The organism is Rahnella ecdela (genome assembly GCF_019049625.1).
Classification (GTDB): domain Bacteria; phylum Pseudomonadota; class Gammaproteobacteria; order Enterobacterales; family Enterobacteriaceae; genus Rahnella; species Rahnella ecdela.
Map to the genome: position 1 here is coordinate 134,448 of NZ_JAFMOY010000123.1, position 21,985 is coordinate 156,432.

The 21,985-nt window shown below is 50.3% G+C and carries 21 protein-coding genes; 19 read left to right on the forward strand and 2 right to left on the reverse strand.

The window, feature by feature from the left end; all coding sequences use genetic code 11:
* Positions 1-55: 55 nt before the first annotated feature.
* The 16 genes from ispU to J1784_RS10830 all read left to right on the forward strand — a co-directional run bounded on the left by ispU (position 56) and on the right by J1784_RS10830 (position 19,447).
* Positions 56-814: a (2E,6E)-farnesyl-diphosphate-specific ditrans,polycis-undecaprenyl-diphosphate synthase gene (gene ispU / locus J1784_RS10755; protein ID WP_095923213.1), complete on the forward strand. Its 759-nt coding sequence runs from the start codon at positions 56-58 to the stop codon at positions 812-814.
* 9 nt (positions 815-823) lie between these two features.
* On the forward strand, positions 824-1,672 hold the full coding sequence (gene cdsA / locus J1784_RS10760) for a phosphatidate cytidylyltransferase (protein ID WP_217149186.1): 849 nt from the start codon (positions 824-826) through the stop codon (positions 1,670-1,672).
* Positions 1,673-1,713: 41 nt separating this feature from the next.
* The gene (gene rseP, locus J1784_RS10765; RefSeq protein WP_217149187.1) at positions 1,714-3,069 is read left to right on the forward strand and encodes a sigma E protease regulator RseP; all 1,356 of its coding nucleotides are present in this window, start codon (positions 1,714-1,716) and stop codon (positions 3,067-3,069) included.
* 36 nt (positions 3,070-3,105) lie between these two features.
* Positions 3,106-5,526 (forward strand): outer membrane protein assembly factor BamA, encoded by a 2,421-nt coding sequence (bamA, locus tag J1784_RS10770; RefSeq protein WP_217149188.1) that lies wholly within the window; start codon positions 3,106-3,108, stop codon positions 5,524-5,526.
* Between the two features lie 153 nt (positions 5,527-5,679).
* Positions 5,680-6,177 carry a molecular chaperone Skp gene (gene skp, locus J1784_RS10775; RefSeq protein ID WP_120134677.1) on the forward strand — a complete coding sequence of 166 codons (498 nt, stop codon included), beginning with the start codon at positions 5,680-5,682 and terminating at the stop codon, positions 6,175-6,177.
* Positions 6,178-6,179: 2 nt separating this feature from the next.
* Entirely contained in the window at positions 6,180-7,202 is a 1,023-nt protein-coding gene (gene lpxD / locus J1784_RS10780; RefSeq protein WP_217149189.1) for a UDP-3-O-(3-hydroxymyristoyl)glucosamine N-acyltransferase, read from the forward strand.
* A gap of 114 nt (positions 7,203-7,316) precedes the next feature.
* Positions 7,317-7,805 (forward strand): 3-hydroxyacyl-ACP dehydratase FabZ, encoded by a 489-nt coding sequence (fabZ, locus tag J1784_RS10785; protein ID WP_120163110.1) that lies wholly within the window; start codon positions 7,317-7,319, stop codon positions 7,803-7,805.
* Positions 7,806-7,808: 3 nt separating this feature from the next.
* Positions 7,809-8,597: an acyl-ACP--UDP-N-acetylglucosamine O-acyltransferase gene (gene lpxA, locus J1784_RS10790; RefSeq protein ID WP_217149190.1), complete on the forward strand. Its 789-nt coding sequence runs from the start codon at positions 7,809-7,811 to the stop codon at positions 8,595-8,597.
* 18 nt (positions 8,598-8,615) lie between these two features.
* A complete protein-coding gene (gene lpxB, locus J1784_RS10795; protein WP_217149191.1) occupies positions 8,616-9,764 on the forward strand; it encodes a lipid-A-disaccharide synthase in 1,149 nt (382 codons plus the stop codon).
* Entirely contained in the window at positions 9,761-10,357 is a 597-nt protein-coding gene (gene rnhB / locus J1784_RS10800; protein ID WP_217149192.1) for a ribonuclease HII, read from the forward strand. The genes lpxB and rnhB overlap by 4 nt, the downstream gene beginning before the upstream one ends.
* A gap of 70 nt (positions 10,358-10,427) precedes the next feature.
* Complete coding sequence (gene dnaE, locus J1784_RS10805) at positions 10,428-13,910, forward strand: DNA polymerase III subunit alpha (RefSeq protein WP_217149193.1); 3,483 nt, start codon at positions 10,428-10,430, stop codon at positions 13,908-13,910.
* 12 nt (positions 13,911-13,922) lie between these two features.
* Entirely contained in the window at positions 13,923-14,882 is a 960-nt protein-coding gene (gene accA / locus J1784_RS10810; protein ID WP_120134671.1) for an acetyl-CoA carboxylase carboxyl transferase subunit alpha, read from the forward strand.
* A gap of 187 nt (positions 14,883-15,069) precedes the next feature.
* The gene (locus J1784_RS10815; protein WP_217149194.1) at positions 15,070-17,217 is read left to right on the forward strand and encodes a lysine decarboxylase LdcC; all 2,148 of its coding nucleotides are present in this window, start codon (positions 15,070-15,072) and stop codon (positions 17,215-17,217) included.
* An 86-nt stretch (positions 17,218-17,303) separates the two neighbouring features.
* Positions 17,304-17,693 (forward strand): VOC family protein, encoded by a 390-nt coding sequence (locus tag J1784_RS10820; protein WP_217149195.1) that lies wholly within the window; start codon positions 17,304-17,306, stop codon positions 17,691-17,693.
* A 7-nt stretch (positions 17,694-17,700) separates the two neighbouring features.
* Complete coding sequence (gene tilS, locus J1784_RS10825) at positions 17,701-19,047, forward strand: tRNA lysidine(34) synthetase TilS (RefSeq protein ID WP_217149196.1); 1,347 nt, start codon at positions 17,701-17,703, stop codon at positions 19,045-19,047.
* 52 nt (positions 19,048-19,099) lie between these two features.
* A complete protein-coding gene (locus tag J1784_RS10830) occupies positions 19,100-19,447 on the forward strand; it encodes a c-type cytochrome (protein WP_420803966.1) in 348 nt (115 codons plus the stop codon).
* 64 nt (positions 19,448-19,511) lie between these two features.
* On the opposite strand, the gene rof is transcribed toward J1784_RS10830, so the two are convergent.
* Both rof and J1784_RS10840 read right to left on the reverse strand, forming a co-directional pair.
* Positions 19,512-19,772: a Rho-binding antiterminator gene (gene rof, locus J1784_RS10835; protein WP_015696107.1), complete on the reverse strand. Its 261-nt coding sequence runs from the start codon at positions 19,770-19,772 to the stop codon at positions 19,512-19,514.
* Positions 19,759-19,959 (reverse strand): YaeP family protein, encoded by a 201-nt coding sequence (locus J1784_RS10840; protein ID WP_120508883.1) that lies wholly within the window; start codon positions 19,957-19,959, stop codon positions 19,759-19,761. Before J1784_RS10840 ends, rof begins: the two co-directional genes overlap by 14 nt.
* 215 nt (positions 19,960-20,174) lie before the next feature.
* Here J1784_RS10840 and J1784_RS10845 point away from each other — a divergent pair, with 215 nt between their 5' ends.
* The 3 genes from J1784_RS10845 to nlpE are packed head-to-tail and all read left to right on the forward strand — an operon-like array spanning position 20,175 to position 21,894.
* Complete coding sequence (locus tag J1784_RS10845; RefSeq protein ID WP_217149197.1) at positions 20,175-20,735, forward strand: YaeQ family protein; 561 nt, start codon at positions 20,175-20,177, stop codon at positions 20,733-20,735.
* Complete coding sequence (arfB, locus tag J1784_RS10850) at positions 20,702-21,157, forward strand: alternative ribosome rescue aminoacyl-tRNA hydrolase ArfB (RefSeq protein ID WP_238485480.1); 456 nt, start codon at positions 20,702-20,704, stop codon at positions 21,155-21,157. Before J1784_RS10845 ends, arfB begins: the two co-directional genes overlap by 34 nt.
* A gap of 59 nt (positions 21,158-21,216) precedes the next feature.
* Entirely contained in the window at positions 21,217-21,894 is a 678-nt protein-coding gene (gene nlpE / locus J1784_RS10855) for an envelope stress response activation lipoprotein NlpE (protein WP_217149199.1), read from the forward strand.
* Positions 21,895-21,985: the final 91 nt, after the last annotated feature.

Consider the following 21,985-nt stretch of genomic DNA (forward strand, 5'->3'; position numbering starts at 1 on the left):
CGTTAAGCCAGCCTGAAAGCCGTTGTGTTCTGATAAAAGGAAATGAGTACGCGTTATGTCCCTCGAAAATCAACAGATGTCTGATATGTGTTGCTCTCAACCTCGCCATGTAGCCATTATCATGGACGGTAACGGACGCTGGGCAAAACGTCAGGGTAAAATGAGGGTATTTGGTCATAAAGCGGGAGTGAAGTCAGTGCGCAAAGCTGTGAGTTTTGCTGCCAGTCATCACCTCGATGCGCTCACGCTTTATGCCTTTAGTAGTGAAAACTGGAATCGCCCGGCTCAGGAAGTTTCCGCACTTATGGAACTGTTCGTGCGTGCACTGGACAGTGAAGTAAAAAGCCTGCACAAACACAATGTCAGGTTGCGAATCATTGGCGATGTCAGTCGTTTTAGTGCTCGTCTGCAGGAACGCATTCGTCGTTCAGAAACACTTACTCAAAATAACGACGGTCTAACACTCAACATCGCCGCGAATTACGGTGGCCGATGGGATATTATTCAAGGCGTTAAGACACTGGCTGGTCAGGTTGAAGCCGGTACACTGCGGGCGGAGCAGATTACAGAAGAGTTGCTGAATTCAGCGGTCTGTATGAGCGAACTGGCACCCGTCGATTTGGTGATCAGAACCGGTGGGGAACATAGGATCAGCAATTTCCTGTTGTGGCAAATTGCCTATGCAGAGCTGTATTTTACCGATGTCCTCTGGCCTGATTTTGATGAAAATACCTTCGAAGGTGCGCTGACTGCATTTGCACAACGCGAGCGCCGTTTCGGGGGGACTACACCTATCGGCGCTGATGCGTCCTAGGGAGAACATTTGCTGAAGTATCGCATTATCACAGCTCTGATTTTAATACCGATTGTTATTGCAGCACTCTTTTTGCTACCACCGGTAGGTTTCGCCATCGTCACATTAGTCGTGTGTATGTTGGCGGCGTGGGAGTGGGGGCAACTGGCTGGTTTTGCAACGCGTAATCAGCGTATCTGGCTGGCCATACTCTGTGGTTTTCTGCTGGCTGCCATGCTGCTCAGCATACCGGCTTATCAACAGAGTGTGCATCTGATACAGGTTAGCGGTTCTTTGTGGGCCGGACTTGCCTGGTGGTGCGTGGCGCTGCTGTTAGTGGTGGGATATCCGGCTTCGGCAGGATTCTGGCGCCATTCCCGCGTATTACGGGTAATATTCGGTGTGCTGACGATTGTGCCATTTTTCTGGGGCATGATTGCATTGCGCCAATATGGCTATGCTGAGAATCATCACACTGGCGCATGGTGGTTGTTATATGTGATGCTACTCGTCTGGGGAGCTGATTCCGGCGCTTACCTGTTTGGTAAATTATTTGGTAAGCACAAGCTGGCACCGAAAGTCTCTCCAGGGAAAACCTGGGAAGGGTTTGCCGGCGGGCTTCTGACTTCAGCCCTCATAGCCTGGTTGTTTGGTCGTTATGCACCGTTAAGTGTGCAGCCTTCAATCTTGCTGATTTGCTCCGTTGTCGCGGCGCTGGCTTCTGTGCTGGGCGACCTGACGGAAAGTATGTTCAAACGCGAGGCAGGAATCAAAGACAGTGGTCATATGATCCCTGGCCACGGCGGAATACTTGACCGTATCGACAGCCTGACGGCTGCGGTGCCTGTATTCGCCTGTCTGATGCTGTTAGTGTATTAATCCGTCGCAGACGGTGAAGTTTCTAAGGAATAGTTAGACATATGATGAACATACTCTGGAGCCTGGCCGCCTTTATCGTCGCATTGGGGGTGCTTATCACCGTGCACGAGTTCGGCCATTTCTGGGTTGCTCGTCGTTGTGGTGTCCGTGTAGAACGTTTCTCTGTCGGTTTTGGACGTGCCCTCTGGCGCAGAACCGACCGGCAGGGAACCGAGTATGTGCTGGCTGTTATTCCTCTCGGCGGCTACGTCAAAATGCTCGACGAACGTGTCGAAGCCGTTGCGCCTGAATTTCGTCATCAATCTTTCAATAATAAAAAGATCTGGCAACGTGCAGCTATCATCAGTGCCGGGCCGATTGCTAATTTCATTTTCGCCATTTTTGCGTACTGGCTGGTCTTTGTCATCGGCGTGCCCAGCGTGCGCCCTGTCATCGCGAATATCACTGCGAATTCAATCGCTGCCCAATCGAATATTTCATCCGGAATGGAACTAAAGTCTGTTGCCGGTATCGAAACGCCTGATTGGGAATCAGTTCGTTTAGCGTTGATGGGCGAAATTGGTGATGACCAAACGACCGTAGGTGTTGCTCAGTTTGGCTCATCTCAGGTTGTTGAGAAAACTCTGGATTTGCGCCAATGGCAGTTTGATCCTGAAAAGCAGGATCCGGTCGTTTCTCTGGGTATGATCCCAAGAGGTCCGCAGATAGAATCTGTTCTGCAGGAAGTGCAGCCTGATTCAGCCGCTCAAAAGGCGGGTTTGCAAGCCGGGGACAGGATCGTTAAAGTCGATGGTCAGATTCTGGAGAGTTGGCAGTCGTTTGTCATACAGGTCCGGGACAATCCGGGTAAACCTATTGCGCTGGAAGTTGAGCGGGGTGGGGATCCTGTCGCTTTAACATTAACGCCGGACACGAAGTCCGCAGGCAAAGGCAAAATACAGGGTTTTGCTGGCGTGGTACCGAAGGTGATACCGCTGCCTGACGAATTTAAAACAATCCGTCAGTATGGTCCGTTTGTGGCGTTTTATGAGGCCGGGGATAAAACCTGGCAACTGATGAAACTCACTGTGAGCATGCTGGGTAAGTTAATTACCGGAGATGTGAAGCTGAACAATCTGAGTGGCCCAATATCCATCGCACAGGGTGCAGGAATGTCAGCAGAGTATGGTTTGGTGTCTTACCTCACGTTTTTGGCACTTATCAGTGTCAATCTGGGGATCATCAACCTCTTCCCATTACCGGTATTAGATGGTGGACACCTGCTTTTTCTCGCAATAGAAAAGCTAAAAGGTGGGCCAGTTTCCGAGCGAGTTCAGGACTTCAGTTACCGCATTGGTTCAGTTTTGCTGGTGTTGTTGATGGGGCTTGCACTTTTCAATGATTTCTCCCGTCTTTAAGACCGGAGATTAGGTTAGGAAGAACGCATAACAACGATGGCGATCAAAAAGTTGCTCATAGCGTCGCTGCTGTTTGGCAGCGCCACCGTATACGGTGCAGACGGTTTCGTAGTGAAAGATATTCATTTCGAAGGCCTGCAGCGAGTTGCCGTCGGTGCGGCGTTACTCAATATGCCGGTTCGCGTCGGTGATACGGTTACTGACGATGATATCAGTAACACCATTCGTGCATTGTTTGCCACTGGCAACTTTGAGGACGTTCGCGTCCTTCGCGATGGTGATTCACTGATTGTTCAGGTCAAAGAACGCCCAACCATTGCCAGCATCACTTTCTCCGGTAACAAATCGGTGAAAGATGACATGCTCAAGCAAAACCTGGAAGCCTCTGGCGTCCGCGTTGGCGAAGCGCTTGACCGCACCACCATCGGCGGTATCGAGAAAGGTCTCGAAGACTTCTATTACAGCGTGGGTAAATACAGTGCGTCGGTAAAAGCGGTTGTGACCCCTTTACCGCGTAACCGTGTTGACCTGAAACTGGTCTTTACCGAAGGTGTTTCTGCCAAAATTCAGCAGATCAACATCGTAGGTAACCATGCCTTTACGACTGATGAGCTGATCTCACGCTTCCAGCTGCGTGATGAAGTGCCATGGTGGAACGTCGTCGGCGACCGTAAATATCAGAAACAAAAGCTCGCGGGTGACCTTGAAACCCTGCGCAGTTTCTATCTGGATCGCGGTTATGCCCGTTTCAATATTGATTCGACTCAGGTCAGCCTGACGCCGGACAAAAAAGGCATCTACATCACGCTAAACATAACAGAAGGTGAGCAATACAAACTTTCTGGCGTGGATGTGACTGGCAGCATGGCGGGTCACTCGGCAGAAGTTCAAAGCCTGACTAAAATTGATAAAGGCGAGCTGTATAACGGCGCCAAAGTCACCAAAATGGAAAACGACATCAAACAGATGTTGGGGCGTTATGGTTACGCTTACCCACGTGTGACAACACAGCCAGAAATTAATGATGCAGACAAAACCGTTAAACTGCACATCAACGTTGACGCGGGTAACCGTTTCTACGTGCGTCATATCCGCTTTGAAGGTAATGACACCAGTAAAGACAGCGTACTGCGCCGTGAAATGCGTCAGATGGAAGGTGCCTGGTTAGGCAACGATCTGGTCGACAAAGGCAAAGAGCGTCTGAACCGTCTGGGTTACTTCGAAACTGTGGATGTTGATACACAACGTGTTCCGGGTTCACCGGATCAGGTTGATGTGGTCTACAAAGTGAAAGAACGTAATACCGGTACTTTCAACTTTGGTGTGGGCTACGGTACAGAAAGTGGTGTCAGCTTCCAGGTCGGTGTCCAGCAGGACAACTGGCTGGGAACGGGTAACTCTGTCGGCATCAGCGGTACCAAGAACGATTACCAGACGTACGCGGAATTCACCATCACTGACCCATACTTCACCGTTGACGGCGTAAGTTTGGGTGGTCGTATCTTCTATAACGACTTTAAAGCTGATGATGCGGATCTCTCCAGCTATACCAACAGAAGTTATGGTATTGGCGGGAACCTGGGCTTCCCGATTAATGAGAACAATTCATTACGTCTGGGTCTGGATTACGTCCATAACGATCTGTCCAATATGGAACCACAGATTGCTATGTTCCGTTATCTGAACTCTGTTGGCCTGCAACCTGCTGTGACGACCAGTGACAACGCAGATGCAGACTTCAGCGCGGATGACTTCTTCGTGAATCTGGGTTGGGGTTATAACAACCTTGACCGTGGCTACTTCCCGACTTCAGGGACCAAAGCCAGCCTGAACGGTAAAGTGACTGTTCCGGGCTCTGATAACGAATATTACAAAATTACATTTGATTCAACCAGTTACTTGCCGCTGAATCAGGATCGTGATTGGGTGCTGATGGGTCGTGCGCGTGCAGGTTACGCAGATGGTCTGGGCGGTAAAGAAGTGCCGTTCTACGATAACTTCTATGCCGGTGGTTCAAGTAGTGTTCGTGGTTTCCAGTCGAACACCATTGGTCCTAAAGCAGCGTATTACAGATGTACTACCGCTAATACCTCCTACAACACTTGTCCGATTGATAATTCGGACGATGCAGTCGGTGGTAACGCAATGGCGGTACTGAGTGCGGAACTGATTGTTCCTACTCCATTCGTCAGCGAGAAATACGCGAACTCACTGCGTACTTCCCTGTTTGTGGACAGTGGTACAGTATGGGATACCGGTTGGGAAAATACCCCTGAGTCGCAGGCTGCGGGCGTTCCTGACTACAGTAAACCAGGAAACATTCGTGTTTCTTCCGGTCTTGCATTGCAGTGGATGTCTCCACTGGGACCATTGGTCTTCTCATATGCACAACCGATTAAGAAATATGAAGGCGATAAGGCAGAACAGTTCCAGTTTAACATTGGTAAAACCTGGTAACGTCCTGCCTGGGCAGAATTTGTTCAGCAGAATCGCAAAGGCCAGATGCTGAATTTGATACACGGGTTTCGGCCCGTGTATTGTTTTCTTATCGGGTGTTTTGTGTAATTTACTGTGCCATCTGGCACAAACGGGTGATGGAAGGAGTTTATAGTGAAAAAGTGGTTATATGCCGCAGGCCTCGGTTTAGTTATGGCTTCTTCAGCTAGCGTTCAGGCTGCTGATAAAATTGCTATCGTTAACGTAGCAAGCATTTTCCAACAGATGCCTGCTCGTGAAGCAGTAGCAAAACAGCTGGAAAACGAGTTCAAAAGCCGTGCGACAGATTTGCAATCTCAGGAACGTGATCTGCAAACCAAAATGCAACGTCTGCAACGTGATGGCTCTACAATGAAAGCCAGCGATCGTTCAAAACTTGAAAAAGACGTTATGGCTCAGCGTGAAGCTTTCTCTGCTAAAGCGCAGCAGTTCGAGCAAGATAACCGTCGCCGCCAGGCTGAAGAACGTAACAAAATCCTGAGCCGTATCCAGGATGCTGTTAAATCTGTAGCCAGCAAAGAAGGTTATGATGTTGTTATCGATGCAAACGCCATCGCGTATGCAAACAATGACAAAGATATTACTGCTGATGTGCTGAAACAGGTTAAATAAACATGTCTTCAATTCGACTGGCTGATCTCGCACAGCAGTTGGATGCACAATTGCACGGTGATGGCGAAATTGCCATCACCGGCGTTGCTTCAATGCATTCCGCACACTCTGAGCAAATCACGTTTTTATCAAACAGCCGTTACCGTGAACAGTTGGCTTCCTGCAATGCAGGTGCCGTAGTGTTGACCGAAGCGGATCTGCCATTTTGCCCTACAGCGGCATTAGTGGTTAAAAACCCTTACCTGACCTACGCGCGTATGGCGCAGTTGCTGGATACCACTCCGGCACCGGCACAGGATATTGCTGCGAGCGCGGTGATTTCTGACAGTGCAACTTTAGGTAAGAATGTCTCGGTTGGCGCAAATGCAGTCATCGAATCCGGCGTTGTACTGGGTGATAATGTCATCATCGGTGCAGGCTGTTTTATCGGTAAAGAAGCGAAAATAGGAGCCGGAACCCGACTTTGGGCCAACGTTTCTATCTATCATCGTGTTGATATTGGCGAACAATGCCTGATCCAGTCTGGAACAGTGATTGGTGCTGATGGCTTTGGTTACGCTAACGATCGCGGTAACTGGATCAAAATTCCTCAGTTAGGTACCGTCATTATTGGTGATCGCGTTGAAATTGGTGCCTGTACCACAATCGACCGTGGCGCGCTGGATGATACCATAATCAGCAACGGCGTTATCATTGATAACCAATGTCAGATTGCACACAACGTCGTGATTGGAGACAATACGGCGGTTGCCGGTGGTGTTATCATGGCCGGTAGTCTGAAAATCGGACGCTACTGTCAAATCGGCGGAGCCAGTGTTATCAACGGTCACATGGAGATTTGTGACCAGGCTGTCGTCACGGGAATGGGAATGGTAATGCGACCAATCACTGAACCTGGGGTATACTCCTCCGGTATCCCGTTACAACCGAATAAAGTTTGGCGTAAGACGGCTGCATTGGTAATGAATATTGACGAGATGAATAAGCGCTTGAAAGCTGTCGAGCGTAAAATCGAAAAAGACTAATTACCACCTACGATGCTGCTTTGTGTTCCCTTTGTTGAGTGAACCTGCGACATACGTTCCTATTTGCGGCCTGCCTGATGACCTTCTTTTGGGGTCTGGCAGGCCGTGTTATTGATGCCATCAGTTTTTATAGACAGGAAGAGTATTTTGACTACTGACACTCATACTCTGCGTATTGAAGAGATACTGGATTTATTGCCACACCGTTACCCGTTCTTGCTGGTTGACCGAGTGTTGGACTTTGAGAAAGGGAAATTTTTGCGCGCCGTGAAAAACGTTTCTTTTAACGAACCGTTCTTCCAGGGGCACTTCCCGGGTAAACCTATTTTCCCAGGCGTTTTGATTTTGGAAGCGATGGCTCAGGCCACCGGTATTCTGGCATTCAAAAGCGTAGGTAAACTGGAACCGGGCGAATTGTATTATTTTGCAGCAATCGACGATGCACGCTTTAAACGTCCGGTCTTACCGGGTGACCAGATGGTTCTGGAAGTTGAATTCATTAAAGAGCGTCGGGGCGTTGCTCGTTTCAAAGGTGTCGCGAAAGTTGATGGTGAGATCGCTTGCGAGGCATCAATGATGTGCGCCCGTCGCCGGGAGTCTTAATACATGATTGATAAAACCGCCTTTATTCATCCAAGCGCTATTGTTGAAGACGGTGCCGTAATAGGCGCCGGAGTCCATATCGGTCCTTTCTGCTACGTGGGATCCCAGGTAGAAATTGGTGAAGGTACTGAGCTTAAATCACACGTAGTGATTAATGGCGTGACCAAAATTGGCCGCGATAACCGTATTTTTCAGTTCGTTACCATTGGTGAAATTAACCAGGATCTGAAATATGCCGGTGAACCAACACGCGTTGAAGTCGGCGATCGCAACAATATTCGTGAGAGCGTTACCATCCATCGTGGTACCGTTCAGGGCGGTGGTCTGACAAAAGTGGGTAGCGATAACCTGTTGATGGTTAACGCACATATTGCCCACGATTGCGTCATTGGTAATCGCTGTATTTTGGCGAACAACGCAACCCTTGGTGGTCACGTTGAGATTGATGATTTCGCGATCATTGGCGGTATGACGGCGGTACATCAGTTCTGTATTATCGGCGCGCATGTCATGGTGGGGGGATGTTCCGGGGTTGCTCAGGACGTTCCTCCGTTTGTGATTGCACAAGGTAACCATGCGACACCATTCGGTATCAATATCGAAGGGCTTAAGCGTCGTGGTTTCGAAAAAGCCGATCTGCATGCTATCCGCAATGCTTATAAGTTACTGTATCGCAGCGGTAAAACGCTGGAAGAAGCCCAACCGGAAATCGCTGCAATTGCGGCTGAATTCCCGAAAGCTAAACCCTTCAGTGATTTCTTTGCCCGCTCAACGCGCGGCATTATTCGCTGATCTGCGCTACGGAAAACAATGCAAAAGCCTGTTCTGACAATTGGCCTGGTGGCCGGTGAAACGTCCGGTGACATTCTTGGCGCCGGGCTGATTCGAGCCTTGAAAAAGCATCATCCTGATGCCCGTTTTGTGGGTGTCGCAGGTCCGCTGATGCAGGCGGAAGGATGCGAAGCCTGGTACGAAATGGAAGAACTGGCGGTAATGGGCGTGGTAGAAGTTCTTGAACGACTGCCACGTCTTTTGAAAATCCGCAAAGATCTGACCCAGCGCTTTAGCGAACTCAAGCCCGATGTGTTTGTGGGCATCGATGCCCCTGACTTTAATATCACGCTGGAAGGTCGTTTAAAGCAGCGCGGCATCCGCACCATTCATTATGTCAGCCCGTCTGTCTGGGCCTGGCGGCAAAAACGTGTTTTCAAAATCGGCAAGGCGACAGATTTAGTTCTGGCATTTCTACCGTTTGAAAAAGCGTTCTATGACAAATTCAATGTTCCCTGCCGTTTCATCGGCCATACCATGGCTGATGCAATGCCGTTGCATCCTGATAAACAGGCAGCACGTCTGGCGCTGGGGATCCCTGATGATGTTCACTGCCTGGCATTATTGCCGGGAAGTCGCCATGCAGAAGTGGAAATGCTCAGCGGAGATTTCCTGAAAACTGCGTTGCAGTTGCGGGAAACCTATCCTGATTTGCACATCGTTGTACCGCTGGTGAATGCGAAGCGTCGCGAGCAGTTCGAGCGTATCAAGGCTGAAGTTGCGCCTGATTTACCTGCTCACTTGCTTGATGGTAAAGGCCGGGAAGCGATGATTGCCAGTGATGCGGCATTGCTGGCATCCGGGACGGCAGCGCTCGAATGTATGCTGGCGAAATGCCCGATGGTCGTGGGATATCGCATGAAACCATTCACGTACTGGCTGGCTGAGCGTCTGGTGAAAACACCGTATGTTTCATTGCCGAACCTGCTGGCAAGACGCGAAATCGTCACCGAATTATTGCAAACCGAATGTGTGCCTGAAAAACTCTCTGCTGCTTTGCTGCCTTTACTGGCTGACGGTGATAAAAGCCACGCGCTGCGTGAGACGTTCCTTGAATTGCATGAAAGTATTCGCCGTGATGCAGATGAACAGGCTGCTCAGGCCGTCATGGAGCTGGCAAAGCGATGAGCGATTTATATATCTATCCGCAAGCCGTATGTATCGCGGGTGTGGATGAAGTGGGACGCGGCCCGTTAGTGGGCGCTGTGGTGACAGCCGCTGTGATCCTCGATCCGGCCAATCCGATTAAAGGCCTGGCGGATTCGAAAAAACTGTCTGAAAAGCGTCGTGAGGCGTTATACATCGAAATTAAAGAGAAAGCGCTGGCCTGGAGTCTCGGGCGTGCTGAACCGCATGAAATCGATGAACTGAATATTCTGCATGCCACCATGCTGGCCATGCAAAGAGCGGTTGCCGGTTTGGGTATCACACCTGATATGGTGCTGATCGATGGCAACCGCTGCCCTAAACTTCCTATGGCGTCACAGGCGGTGGTGAAAGGGGACAGCAAAGTCGCTGAGATCAGCGCAGCTTCAATTCTGGCTAAAGTTACCCGCGACCGCGAAATGGTTGAACTGGATCTGCAGTTCCCTGAATATGGGTTTGCGAAGCACAAAGGTTATCCGACGCCGGTGCATCTCGAAAGCCTTGCCCGCCTTGGAGCAACAGCATATCACCGTCGAAGTTTCTCTCCGGTGAAACGCGCGCTCGGGCTGGCATAACGCGTCACTTGTTCCTGCCCCGTTTTACGGGGTATACAACCCTTAATTCACTCATTTCTGGACTCTGGATATGGCCGAACCTCGTTTTATTCATCTGCGTGTACATAGCGACTATTCCATGGTGGATGGGCTCGCGAAAGTGGGCCCGTTGGTGAAATGCGCAGCGTCACTCGGCATGCCCGCTCTGGCGATTACTGATTTCACCAACCTTTGCGGACTGGTTAAATTTTACGGTGCCGCTCACGGTGCCGGCATTAAGCCGATTATCGGCGCAGACCTGAATGTTCAGAGTGAAATCCTCGGCGATGAGCTGGCTCAGCTGACCGTTCTGGCGATGAACAATCAGGGGTATCAAAACCTGACATTGCTCATCTCCAGGGCCTATCAGCGTGGTTATGGCGCAGCCGGACCGATTGTCGATCTTGAATGGCTCGCTGAACTGAACGAAGGCCTGATCTTGCTTTCCGGCGCGAGAATGGGCGACGTCGGTAAGTTTCTGACCCGCGGCAATGATTTGCAGGTCAGTCAGTGTCTGGATTTCTACCAGCAATATTTCCCTGATCGCTATTACCTCGAATTAATCCGCACCGGCCGTGCAGAAGAAGAAAACTATCTTCATGCTGCCGTTGCGCTGGCAACAGAGCGTGGCTTGCCGGTCGTGGCCACTAACGACGTACGTTTTATGGTGCCGACTGACTTTGATGCCCATGAAATTCGTGTCGCTATCCACGATGGTTTTACCCTCGACGATCCTAAGCGTCCGCGTAATTACACTTCGCAGCAATATATGCGCAGTGAAGACGAAATGTGCGAGCTGTTTGAAGATGTTCCTGAAGCGCTGCAAAACAGCGTGGAAATCGCCAAACGTTGTAACGTGACCATCCGTCTGGGCGAATATTTCCTGCCGCAATTCCCGACCGGGGATATGACTACCGCAGATTTCCTGGTCGAAAAGTCAAAAATAGGTCTGGAAGAACGTCTCGAATTTTTATTCCCGGATCCGCAAGTACGCGCTGAAAAACGTCCTGAATATGACGATCGCCTTGATATCGAGCTCAAAGTTATCAACCAGATGGGATTTCCGGGATACTTCCTGATCGTAATGGAATTCATCCAGTGGTCCAAAGATAACAGCGTGCCGGTTGGACCGGGGCGTGGTTCCGGTGCGGGTTCTCTGGTGGCGTATGCGCTGAAAATTACCGATCTGGATCCTCTCGAATTTGACCTGCTGTTCGAACGTTTTCTTAACCCTGAACGTGTTTCCATGCCCGACTTTGATGTCGACTTCTGCATGGAAAAACGCGACCGTGTTATCGATCACGTCTCTGAAATGTACGGTCGTGAAGCCGTTTCACAGATTATCACTTTCGGTACGATGGCTGCCAAAGCGGTTATCCGCGATGTGGGACGCGTCCTCGGTCACCCGTATGGTTTCGTTGACCGCATTTCAAAACTGGTGCCACCTGATCCGGGGATGACGCTGGAAAAAGCGTTTGCCGCAGAACCTCAGTTGCCAGAAATTTATGAAGCTGACGAGGAAGTTAAGTCGCTGATCGACATGGCCCGTCAGCTTGAAGGTGTCACCCGTAACGCAGGTAAACACGCCGGTGGGGTGGTTATCGCGCCAACTAAAATTACCGATTTCGCGCCGCTTTATTGCGATGCCGAAGGTAATCATCCGGTTACACAGTTCGATAAAAACGACGTGGAATACGCCGGGCTGGTGAAGTTTGACTTCCTCGGCCTGCGTACGCTGACCATCATCGACTGGGCGCTGGCAATGATTAACGCCCGCCGCGAGAAATCCGGTGAGCCGCCGCTGGATATTGCGGCCATCCCGCTCGACGACAAGAAAAGCTTCGACATGCTGCAACGCTCGGAAACCACAGCGGTATTCCAGCTTGAATCTCGCGGCATGAAAGATTTGATCAAACGTCTTAAGCCCGACAGCTTCGAAGATATGATCGCACTGGTGGCGCTGTTCCGTCCGGGGCCTTTGCAGTCAGGCATGGTAGATAACTTTATCGACCGTAAACATGGTCGCGAAGAGATTTCCTATCCGGATATCCAGTGGCAGCATGAATCCCTGAAACCCGTACTGGAGCCGACTTACGGCATCATTTTGTACCAGGAACAGGTCATGCAGATTGCGCAGGTTCTTGCGGGTTATTCGCTGGGTGGCGCAGATATGCTTCGCCGCGCGATGGGTAAGAAAAACCCGGTTGAAATGGCCAAGCAGCGCGGCGGTTTTGAAGATGGTGCGAAATCTCGTGGAATTGACGGCGAACTGGCGATTAAAATCTTCGACCTGGTAGAGAAATTCGCCGGTTATGGTTTTAACAAATCTCACTCAGCAGCCTATGCTTTAGTGTCATATCAGACTCTTTGGCTGAAAGCGCACTATCCGGCAGAATTCATGGCGGCGGTAATGACCGCAGATATGGATAACACCGAGAAAGTCGTCGGTCTGGTCGATGAATGCTGGCGTATGGGGCTGAAAATTCTGCCGCCCGATATTAACAGCGGTTTGTACCATTTCCACGTGAACGACGAAGGTGAAATCGTTTACGGCATTGGCGCAATCAAAGGCGTGGGCGAAGGCCCGATTGAAGCCATTATTGAAGCACGTAATGAAGGCGGCTATTTCAAAGAGCTGTTTGATCTCTGCGCGCGTGCTGATGTCAAAAAACTGAATAAACGCATTCTCGAAAAACTGATCATGTCCGGTGCGTTTGACCGTTTAGGCCCGCATCGTGCAGCGCTGATGAGTTCTCTGCCGGACGCACTGAAAGCGGCCGATCAGCACGCTAAAGCCGAAGCGATTGGTCAGGTGGATATGTTCGGCGTTCTGGCCGAAGCGCCGGAACAGGTCGAAAAATCCTACGCTAACGTGATGCCCTGGCCGGAACAAACGGTGCTGGATGGCGAGCGCGAGACGCTCGGGTTGTATCTTACCGGCCATCCGATCACTCAGTATTTGAAAGAAATCGAGCGTTATGGCGGTGGTCAGCGCCTGAAAGATATGCACCCGACGGAACGGGGCAAAATGACCGTCGCAGTGGGACTGGTGCTCGCTGCACGTGTCATGGTCACCAAGCGCGGTAACCGCATTGGGATCTGTACACTCGATGACCGTTCAGGTCGTCTGGAAGTCATGTTGTTCACTGAAGCATTGGAAAAATTCCAGCATTTATTGGAAAAAGACCGTATCCTTATCGCCACAGGACAGGTCAGCTTTGATGACTTCAGTGGCGGGCTTAAAATGATGGCCCGCGATGTAATGGACATCAGTGAAGCACGGGAAAAATATGCACGCGGTCTTGCTATATCGCTGACTGACAGGCAAATTGATGACCAGCTTTTGAACCGTCTCCGCCAATCGTTGGAACCTCATCGATCGGGGACGATACCAGTGCATCTGTATTACCAACGAGAAAACGCAAGAGCCCGGCTACGATTCGGGGCGTCATGGCGTGTTACGCCAACGGACAAGCTGTTGCTGGATTTGCGAGGCCTGGTCGGTAGTGAGCAGGTGGAACTGGAATTTGACTAAAATAGGAATGCTATGAGTCTGAATTTTCTTGATTTTGAACAGCCGATTGCGGAACTGGAAGCGAAAATTGACTCGCTGACTGCAGTCAGCCGTCAAGACGAAAAATTAGATATTAATCTGGACGAAGAAGTTGCACGCTTGCGCGAAAAGAGCGTGGAACTGACTCGTAAGATTTTCTCTGATCTGGGTGCCTGGCAAATTGCCCAACTGGCGCGCCATCCTCGTCGCCCTTACACCCTGGATTACATCAAACATATCTTTACCGATTTTGATGAACTGGCAGGTGATCGTGCATACGCAGACGATAAAGCTATCGTTGGCGGTATCGCCCGTTTAGGTGAACGTGCCGTGATGATCATTGGTCATCAGAAAGGCCGTGAAACCAAAGAGAAAATTCGTCGTAACTTCGGTATGCCAGCGCCGGAAGGGTATCGCAAAGCGTTACGCCTGATGGAAATGGCCGAACGTTTCAAACTTCCAATCATTACCTTCATCGATACTCCGGGTGCTTATCCTGGGGTTGGCGCTGAAGAGCGTGGTCAGTCTGAAGCTATCGCCCGTAACCTGCGCGAAATGTCACGTCTGAATGTTCCGGTTATCTGCACTGTTATCGGTGAAGGTGGTTCCGGCGGCGCACTGGCGATTGGCGTTGGCGACAAAGTTAACATGCTGCAATACAGCACCTATTCGGTCATTTCACCGGAAGGTTGTGCTTCTATTTTGTGGAAGAGCGCAGATAAAGCGCCTCTGGCTGCGGAAGCAATGGGTATTGTTGCTCCGCGCCTGAAAGAGCTGAAACTGATCGACTCCGTTATTCCGGAGCCTTTGGGTGGCGCTCACCGCAACGTGGAAGCTATGGCTGCTTCTTTGCGTGCACAACTGGAAGCTGATCTGAGTGACCTGGATGTTCTCAGCACTGAAGAACTGCGCAACCGTCGTTATCAGCGTCTGATGACTTACGGCTACTGCTGATTTGCCAGTGATTTCGAAAAGGCCATGCTTATGCATGGCCTTTTTTATTGCCTGTTTTCCTGCTCAGACTTTCCTGCAATCTTAAAATCCTGTGTTTTGACCCAAACTCATCAGCAAAGGGTACACAGCAGGCACCAACCGTGTTTCTATTAATACCTGAGAGAAAAACAACAGAAGGATTTGTCAGATGAATATTATCGCTATCATGCGCCCGGAAGGGGCTTACTACAAAGAGGAGCCAATCCGCGAACTGGATAGCGCACTGACGCTTCTTGGGTTTCAGATAATTTATCCGCGTGATCGGGCTGACTTACTCAAACTCATCGAAAACAATGCCCGTATCTGCGGTGCAATTTTCGACTGGGATCAGCACAGCGAAGAGCTGTGTACCGAAATTAACGAGCTGAATGAATATCTGCCGCTTTACGCCTTCATCAATACGCATTCGACGCTGGACGTTGACGTCAATGAAATGCGTATGGTGCTGTATTTCTTTGAATATGCGCTGAGTGCGGCTGACGATATTGCCAAACGCGTCCGCCAGTACACTGATGAATACATCGACACCATTACGCCACCGCTGACGAAAGCGTTATTCACCTATGTGGAAGAAGGGAAATACACCTTTTGTACGCCGGGACATATGGCCGGCACTGCCTTTTTGAAAAGTCCGGTCGGAACGTTGTTCTATGATTTTTTCGGAGCGAAAACGCTGAAAGCGGATGTGTCGATTTCAGTCACCGAGTTGGGTTCTTTGCTCGATCACACCGGCCCGCATCTGGAAGCCGAGGAATATATCGCGCGGACCTTCGGCTCTGAGCAGAGTTATATCGTCACCAACGGGACTTCGACCGCCAACAAAATTGTCGGCATGTATGCGGCGCCTGCCGGAAGCACAGTGCTCATTGACCGCAACTGTCATAAATCACTCGCGCACCTGATGATGATGACCAATATCGTGCCGGTCTATTTACGCCCGAACCGCAATGCTTACGGCATTCTTGGCGGTATCCCGCAGCGTGAATTCACTCGCGAAAGCATAGAAAAGAAAATTTCCCAGACCGCGAATGCTACCTGGCCGGTTCACGCCGTCATTACCAATTCCACCTATGATGGCCTGTTGTATAACACCGATTACATCAAGAATACGCTGGATGTTCCGTCGATTCATTTTGATTCCGCATGGGTTCCGTACACCAACTTCCATCCGATTTATGATGGTAAAAGCGGAATGAGCGGCGAACGGATCCCGGGAAAAGTCATCTACGAAACCCAATCGACGCACAAATTGCTGGCGGCTTTCTCGCAGGCTTCGATGATCCACATCAAGGGCGATTACAACGAAAGCACCTTTAACGAAGCCTATATGATGCACACCACGACATCGCCAAACTATGGCATTGTCGCCTCGGCGGAAACTGCGGCGGCGATGTTGCGCGGAAATCCCGGACGGCGCCTGATCAACCGCTCAGTGGAACGTGCATTGCATTTTCGCAAGGAGATCCAGAGGCTTCGTGAAGAAACTGACGGCTGGTTCTTTGATATCTGGCAGCCTGAACATATTGATGAAGCGGAATGCTGGCCGCTGGATCCGGATCAAAACTGGCACGGTTTTGCTAATGCTGATGCCGATCATATGTATCTGGATCCAATCAAAGTGACCATCCTGACACCCGGCATGAACGAAATGGGCAAGCTGGAAGAAGAGGGGATCCCGGCGGCGTTAGTGGCGAAATTTCTCGACGAGCGTGGCGTGGTGGTAGAAAAAACCGGTCCCTACAATCTGCTTTTCCTGTTCAGTATCGGTATTGATAAAACCAAGTCTATGAGCCTGATGCGCGGCCTGACCGATTTCAAACGCAGTTATGATCTCAACCTGCGGGTCAAAAATATGCTGCCAGATCTCTATGCGGAAGATCCTGATTTCTACCGCAATATGCGTATTCAGGATCTGGCGCAGGGGATCCACAAGCTGATTGTTCGCCACGACCTGCCGCGTTTAATGCTGGAAGCGTTTGCTGTACTGCCGGAAATGAAAATGACGCCGTACGAAATGTTCCAGCATCAGGTTCGCGGACATATTGATGAATGCGATATCGATGAACTGATTGGCAAAGTATCCGCCAACATGATCCTGCCTTACCCGCCGGGCGTGCCGGTGGTGATGCCGGGAGAGATGATCACAGAGGAAAGCCGCGCGGTACTCGATTTTCTGATTATGTTGTGCTCGATAGGCGAGCGTTATCCCGGCTTTGAAACTGATATTCATGGAACGCGTCTCACAGAAGACGGGCGCTATCTGGTGAAAGTCTTAAAACTTCCGGAAGCGGAGTAACAAACAGCCCTCTTCGTGAGGGCTTTTTATTGACGATTCCGGACAGCCTGAGTAACGTTCACCACAGAAATCAACAGGACATGACTATGCTTAATCTTCGCCAGATCCACCACATCGCTATTATTGGTTCTGATTATCAGGCCAGCAAACACTTCTACTGTGACATTCTCGGATTCACGTTGCAGGGCGAATTTTACCGGGAAGAGCGTGATTCCTGGAAAGCCGATCTGGCGCTGAACGACCAATACACCATTGAACTGTTCAGCTTCCCGCAGCCACCTGAACGACCAAGCCGCCCGGAAGCCTGTGGATTGCGCCATCTGGCGTTCAGCGTGGATGATATCGAACAGTCCATTTCAGCGCTCACTGCGTCGGGTGTTTTCTGTGAACCGGTAAGAATTGATCCCTATACCGGTAAAAAATTCACTTTCTTCAACGACCCTGATGGCTTGCCGCTGGAATTATACGAATCCTGAAAATTCTATGAACTCAAAAACTGCCACGACATTTCTGACTGAACATTTGCACCATAAAATCGGTGACGCGCGAAAACTTTGCGTGGCCTTCAGCGGCGGGTTGGATTCTTCTGTCCTGCTGGCCGGGCTTGCAGAGCTACGTGAAACCACTCTGCCAAAAATTGAACTGCGTGCGCTGCATATTCATCATGGATTAAGCCAGTTTGCCGATGACTGGCTGGCGCATTGCCAGGCGTTTTGTCTTCAGCGGAACATCCCTTTTTCCGCCGTAAAAGTTCGGATCGATGCGCATAACGGCGGTATAGAAGCGGCTGCGAGAGCGGCGCGGTATCAGGTTTTTGCAGACCATCTGGCTGAGGACGAAATCTTACTGACCGCACAGCATCTCAATGATCAGTGCGAAACCTTCATGCTGGCGCTGAAGCGTGGCAGCGGCCCGGCGGGTCTTTCCGCCATGAGCGCGGACAGTTCAACGCATGGCTATCGTTTGTTGCGACCTCTGCTGGACGTCACCCGTGAGCAGCTGGAAGAATTCGCGACACAGTTGCAGCTACGCTGGATTGAAGACGACAGCAACCGGAATGTCCGTTTTGATCGCAATTTTCTGCGGCTGGAAATTTTGCCTGCGCTTTATCAGCGCTGGCCGCACTTCGCAGAAGCTACCGCTCGTAGTGCTGCGCTTTGCGCGGAGCAGGAGGCGTTGCTGGATGAGCTGCTCAGTGAGTCGCTCGCAATGTTGACTGACGAGCAGGGCAGTTTGTCGGTCGGAGGACTGAAGGCGTTTTCTGTCGTCAGACGATCTGCTTTACTGCGTCGCTGGCTGGCATTGCGTGGCGCAAAAATGCCATCGCGGGAACAGTTACAAAGAATATGGGATGAAGTGGCACTTAGCCGCGAAGATGCACAGGCACAGTTAGTGCTGGGTACGCTGATCATCCGGCGTTTTCGTAAACGTTTGTATTTATTGCCAGAACTCCAGCCGTTAAAAGATGTGGTGATCCGCTGGGATCCGGTTAAGAAGTTAATATTACCGGATGGACTGGGTTATCTGATGGCCGATCCGGATCCTGCCGCGCAGGCGGCTGAATGTGTCATCCGCCAGCCCCGTGTTGATGAACAGGTGACAGTGCGTTTTCAGGCGCAGGGAGTTATCGAAAAAGTCGGGCGGGATAGGGCGCGGCAGGCAAAAAAACTGTGGTCAGAATTAGGTGTGCCGCCGTGGCAGCGGGATCGGATCCCACTGATTTATTACAATGAACAATTAATAGCGGCACCGGGATGGTTTATCACCCGCCAGTCTCAGCCCGGAAATAATGAAGCGCAGTGGCAGATAGTCTGGTCGGCGGCGCAATAAACGTAAACTGCAGTTTATTCAGGGCGAACCTTATTTGCCCCAGGGAGTTGTGATGCAGGCAATATTCGCTGAAAAAACAGCGGGAAGAATAGTCACAGGGATCGTGGCGTTAATGCTGGTCAGTTTACCAGCCTTAGCGGGCGGAAATGTGGCTGACGGGAAAGAGAAATCCGCCAGCTGCGCGGCATGTCATGGCGCTAAGGGAAATGCAGTTAATTCGATTTACCCCAATCTGGCGGGCCAAAATGCAGATTATCTGACGCTTTCGCTGCATGCTTATAAGAAAGGGGAAAGAAATGGCGGACAGGCGGGTGTGATGCAGGCTTTCAGCTCATCATTGTCAGATCAGGATATCAATGATTTGTCTGCGTATTACGCCAGTCTCAAGCCGCTGGACTAATCCCGGCTCAGAAATGCAAACGGGCAATCCTGAGATTGCCCGTAAGGTAATGGAGGGGGATCTGCTATTCAGCGCTGACAACTACCGTGCCAATTTCCGGATGGCTAAAGCTTTCTATGTGATCTAAACGAAGATCCCGTTGTTCGCCGTTCGCCTCAACCACCAGATATTCCACTTTTTTACGCATTAACAGATCGTTGGCTTTAGCCTCAACAATTTCTCCGCTACGCATCTTCAGCGTCAAAACAAGGTGATGCTGGCAGGCGAGCTCGAGATTATCGTAGTCATCGCAATTGATGGGTTGGTACTCATCATTCATCGACATAATCGCTCACCAATAAGTTAGCGGCGGCATAGGCCGCCTGGTCCCTAACGGAAGACGGAAGTTCAGTGTTTGCTGCCACTTCGTCCAATGCTTTCAATACACAACCCAACGCATCGGGCACATATCCGAGATCGCCACTGGCGATTTCAGAATATCTACGGCGTACCAACTCACAGTATTGTTGCATAAGTTCTCCCTAAAAAGCGTATCCCTCTGAGGAAAGCGCAGAAAGATAAGCTCTCAGTATTTAACGACTATAGCACAGGAGAGTGTGAGTTATTAGCCGGCCTGTAAAGGTAAATCGTTTGCGTAAAACCATTATTGAGGATGACCATCGGGGGAAAACTGGTCGCGACAGGACGCTTTCAAGTACACTGTGCGTCTATTATCAAGGGGTTTACCATGGCGTTAAAAGCAACCATTTATAAAGCAGCAGTCAATATCGCCGATATGGACCGCAATTTCTTTCATGACGCTAATCTGACACTGGCACAGCATCCTTCAGAAACAGAACAACGCATGATGCTGCGTCTGCTGGCATGGATTTATCATGCTGACGAAAGACTGGTGTTTACCCGCGGATTAAGCGCGGAAGATGAGCCGGAAATCTGGCGTAAGAATGACCACAACGGTATCGAGTTGTGGGTCGAATTAGGATTACCTGATGAGAAGCGTCTGAAAAAGGCCTGTAACCAATCGCGCGAAGTCGTACTTTACGCGTATGGTGAGCGTGCGGCGAAAGTCTGGTGGTCGCAAATCGAGGGTAAAGTCAGAGGTTTTGAGAACCTGCGCATCCGTTATATAGAAGATGAGTTGCTGACTCAGCTAACCGCTTTCGGCACTCGTACCATGAATTTACAGGCGACGTTGCAGGACGGAACTATTTGGCTTTCTGATGCTCAGAGTAATTTGGAAATTCATTTTTCTGAATGGAAAGAGTCTGTTGTGAAAGAAGCCAGGTAATCAGCGTGCTAATCCTTTCCGGAAAACTGGAAATACCCGACAGCGAAATCGAATTAACTGCGATACGCGCTCAGGGGAACGGCGGACAGAACGTCAATAAAACCTCAACGGCCATTCATTTACGCTTTGATATTAAAGCGTCGAGTTTGCCAGAATATTACAAAGAGCGTTTACTGGCGTTCAATCATCATTCTGTTACCGCTGAGGGCTGGGTCATTATCAAGGCCCAGGAGTATCGGAGCCAAGAGATGAATCGCGAAGCGGCACTGGCCAGGCTTAGGGCATTGATTGCGCAGGCGATGGTGGTAGAAAAACCGCGTCGGGCAACGAAACCGACCCGCGGGTCTAAAATTCGACGGGTAGAAAGTAAGGTTCGCAAGGGGGCGACGAAAGCATTGCGGGGCAAGATACGTCAGCCCTAAATTTGTGCTGCAGGACAATTTTTATCGCAGCACTGTGGAATAGCAGTAGGGGAGAAACTGTGAAAAAAATCATTATTGGAGCAGTGCTGGCGCTCGGGGCGTTATCATTGTTCGGCTGTCATACCGCCGTATTTAATCATGAAAAACCATTGCAGGCGATGCAGCAAAGTTACAGCGGCGTGTTGCCCTGCGCGGATTGCAGCGGCCTGAAAACGTCACTTTTCCTGCAACAGGACGGAACATATATCCTGCAGGAAATTTATCAGGGAAGTAAAGATGGCGATCAGGTGTTCGCCAGTTACGGGCGCTGGGCGCGAACTGCCGATAAATTGGTGCTGACGGGTAACGATGGTGAGAAACGCTATTTCCATCCGAAAGATGAAAATCTGGAACTGCTGGATGTGAGCGGTGAGCCTATTACTTCTCAGTTCAATTATACCCTTAAGCCGGTGCAGCAAAGTTTGCCTAAGACGCCGATGGCACTGACCGGAATGATGCAATACAGCGCGGATGCCGCGTCATTTAAAGATTGTGCAACTGGTAAAGTGTTCCCGATGTCGGCAAACAAATCACTGGAAGAAGGCTATCTTGCGGCGCGTAAAGTACCCAATCAGCTGGTCTTCCTTTCCATGGATGGTCATTTCATGACAGAGCCTTCAATGGAAGAAGGGCAGATACAGAACGCTGTGGTGGCGGATAAAAACGTTAAGTTTGACGTAAGCAGATCCTGTCCTTAAAACCAAAGCACACTGAACTGCACTAACTGAATGGCACAAACAAAAATGCCCGCACTAAGCGGGCATTTTTTATAACAAACAATCGTTAGCC